The 3,528-nt window shown below is 27.1% G+C and carries 4 protein-coding genes and 1 pseudogene; all 5 read right to left on the minus strand.

The window, feature by feature from the left end:
• A pseudogene (locus tag Q0J90_RS11570) lies at positions 1-282 on the minus strand (hypothetical protein); the annotation flags it as partial.
• A 161-nt stretch (positions 283-443) separates the two neighbouring features.
• Positions 444-1,064: a hypothetical protein gene (locus tag Q0J90_RS11575; RefSeq protein ID WP_297278054.1), complete on the minus strand. Its 621-nt coding sequence runs from the start codon at positions 1,062-1,064 to the stop codon at positions 444-446.
• Positions 1,065-1,111: 47 nt separating this feature from the next.
• Complete coding sequence (locus tag Q0J90_RS11580; RefSeq protein ID WP_297278055.1) at positions 1,112-1,510, minus strand: YbaN family protein; 399 nt, start codon at positions 1,508-1,510, stop codon at positions 1,112-1,114.
• Entirely contained in the window at positions 1,507-1,929 is a 423-nt protein-coding gene (locus Q0J90_RS11585; protein ID WP_297278056.1) for a nitrous oxide-stimulated promoter family protein, read from the minus strand. The genes Q0J90_RS11580 and Q0J90_RS11585 overlap by 4 nt, the downstream gene beginning before the upstream one ends.
• 84 nt (positions 1,930-2,013) lie before the next feature.
• Complete coding sequence (locus tag Q0J90_RS11590; protein WP_297278057.1) at positions 2,014-3,240, minus strand: variable surface protein VspJ; 1,227 nt, start codon at positions 3,238-3,240, stop codon at positions 2,014-2,016.
• Between the last annotated feature and the right edge of the window lie 288 nt (positions 3,241-3,528).

A 3,528-nucleotide genomic window follows, 5' to 3' on the forward strand; every position in this document is an offset into this window, starting at 1 on the left:
CTCAGATACGCTTATTAAATAATCAGCATCATCAGATTTTATATAATCCTTATTTTGACTTATAGCATTTTTCAAATAATTATATTTTTCTTTTTCATCAGTCATGCTTTTAGCTTTAACTAAAGAAAGTATATTTTTATATGTTTGAGAACTATTATTTTCTATAGTGTTAATATTATAACTTGATGAATAATAGTTGTTATAAAAATTATTGATATTTTTAGAACTGTACGGATATAATAGCCCGTATAACATTAATGATATAATTATTACATATTTCATATTTTACTCCTATATATGTTTTTCAAATTGAACAATGTTCATTTTAATATATTTAATATAATTGTCAATATATATATTTAATATTTTTAGTTATAATCTTTACCTAACTATATTTTATAATTAGGTAAAGATTATATTGGGAGAAGTTACAAAAAAGCTATTTAAAAATAATATCTTCCTCCTATACTCATTCTTCCAAAACCAGCTTTATTAATTTTTGCGGGATATCCAAGTTCAGCACCATTATGTACGAAATGCATTCCTCCTCCGAATTCTAGCACTATAGCAACATGTTTACTTATGTTTATATTAAAGCCGGCACCTCCGCCTATTTCCCAATAATATGGAGCAGAGAATAAAAATTTACCGCTTTTGTCGGCATCAAATGATAAAAATCCAAAACTTGCAAAAGCAAAACCATATCTTGATACACTGATAGTCCCTGTATATTCGTCATCATTGCCAAATGTTAATTTTTGCATGATTCCCAATTCGTACATTTGAGGACTGTCATCATAAATTTTGGAACCAGTTATTGCAGTATAGCTTTTTATTTGAAAATTATTATATTTCATTATTTTAAATCCCAATTCTATATTAACTGTTGTTTTTATAGAATCTGCACTGCTGAATAATCCTACAGAAAAAAATCTATTATCCAGTACAGATTGAAAACCTTTTTTCTCTTCATTATTTTCTTCCTTTTCCTCTTGTGAATAAGCATTGCAAAATAACATTAAAAATATAGTATTTATCATAAAAATATATTTTAATACTTTCATTATTATCTCCTAAATATGGAAGGGAACAGTATTTGTTTTTTTATTTTCTAAATTTTCAATTTATCAGAATTTGCTTGTAATTCTTCATTTTTTATTGTTTTTATCTGTGTAAAGAAATATAAATATTTTCCAATGAAAAGTATTACAAGAACTATCCTAGCATGCAGATTATTAACAAAAATAAATGTAATTATAAGCATGGCGCTAACAGGAAGCAGTATTGTAAGTTTAGATTTTAAAGTCATGGATCTTGATTTTACAAAACTTTCCAAATGTTTTTTATATAATTTTGTGGACATAAACCAATCATGAAATCTTTTAGAGCCTTTTGCAAAAAAGAAAGAGGCAAGTAAAAGAAATGGGGTAGTTGGCAAAATTGGTACAACTATTCCAACAGCACCAATACCTACAAAAAGAAATCCTAAGCAAATAAATAATATTCTCATATAACACCTTTAAAATCTAATTTTTTATTTTTGTTTATATTATGCTTCATCATTACAAATACATGTTTAAAAGCTGCTATAGGATGATGAATAATCATTCTTTTTCCGGAATAAGACATTATTTTTTTTACTTTTTCTTTCATGTCTTTTTTATAGCAATGTGATTTGCATGCACTGCAGAATGTTTTTTCTTTTATAAATCTGCATTTATTTGTTCTTTCACAAGCATAATTGTATAGCTCTTCACATTCTTTACATATGTTCTTACTTCCAAACGTTTTATTATAAATTTTTTGATAATCTTTATGATTATGCATGCAGTATAATTTAATCATATAAAGCATCATATCTTTTTCATATTTTCTTTTTTTTACTATTTTATAATCATCATTATGACAATAATATTTTTGTATAATCATCTTTATAACCTTATTTATTTTATATTGGGCATCTAATTTTAAGATACCCAATAAATCTATTCCCAAGATCAATAATTTAGCAAATTAAAATCTCCAAGTAATACCTGTGCTTCCATTGAATACAAGTCCATTATCTGCACTATTTCCAATACCATCAACTGTAGTAGCACCTCCAATTTGAGCCTCAAAATACCATTCTAAATTAGGCATAGGTGTAATATATAACTCTCCATAAACTAAATATCCAAGTGAATAAAATACAGGGGGTATTCTTACAGGTTTAGAGCTAGCTATACCAGCATTAATTCCTCCTGTAAGCATGGAGAAAGATAAAGCAGGTTCTAAATAAAGAGTCATTATATCGTTTTCAGCAGTAAAACCTACAGGAACAGATAAACTCATATATTGAGGCTTAGTTATATAATAGTCAACATCTCCTATAGTTACAGTAGCGGTTCCGCCATCAAGAGGTACATTCATAGATGTGATGTCAAATGATCCAAGTCCTCCTATAGGAGAAGCGGCATCTACTTGATAATATCCAAATCCGCTAGAGCCGGTTCTTCCCCTAATTGAGTATGAAGGTCCTTCAAAATCTTTTATAGAGGCTTTATACACAATTCTTATTTGCGGCTCTATTAATATAGGATCTGTTGCTGCTATAAAATAACCTCTTGCATCTATTCCTATAGAATGAGCCTGAGTGTCATTAGGAAATCCAAAAGTTGCATTCATCATTTGAACATTAAGAACTCTGCTTTCATTTGCCTTCATTGAATACATACCATATAGTAAATTAACTCTTATTCTGCTGAATATATCATTTCCTGTATAATATTCTATTCTTATATCTGTAGAAACTGCTATATCACCTTCATTAACAGTATTTTTTCCGCCTATACCTATTGTAACAGGTATATTGATTCTTAAATTGTCATTCAAAGCAGTTGCTGTTATTATAGGAGCATGTGCCTGCCAAGTTGAAGTTACATATTTAAATTGATATCCTAATCCTATACCAAAACTTTCTGCTTTATAAGCTATACCAGCAATAGGGGCAGGGTAAAATACACTTATTCCCCCCTTGATACCTGATGTTAAATTATCAACTAACACACCTGCAGATTCTCCTTCCACACCTATCATAAATCTTAAATTTTCAGTTCCTGCTAAAACTCCAAACCTATCAAGCCTTATAGTAAGCTGATTCTCATCAACTAAAAAATCATTAAAATCTTCTAATATTGTATATCCAAACATACTATAAGCACTTATTATTAAAGCTGTTAAAACATAATATAAACGTTTCATCTTTTTATCCTTAAATATTTTTGTTTATAATTTTTTAACAACTTTGTATACTACCTAAACACTACTATTTTTAATTATTCATTTTTATTATCAAACTGTTATATTTTTTGATGTTTAGTTATTCTGAATACCTCCTTAATTATTTTTTATTTTCACTTTATAAATATATTCTTTTAATTATTAGTTTTATATAAAGTTTATATATATATCTAAATTGTTAGTATATTCTAACATTTAAATAAAAAAAATCAATATTTAATGATTATTTTTTATTTAGTCTGCTAATTT

It is taken from the genome of uncultured Brachyspira sp. (assembly GCF_944390595.1).
GTDB lineage: Bacteria > Spirochaetota > Brachyspiria > Brachyspirales > Brachyspiraceae > Brachyspira.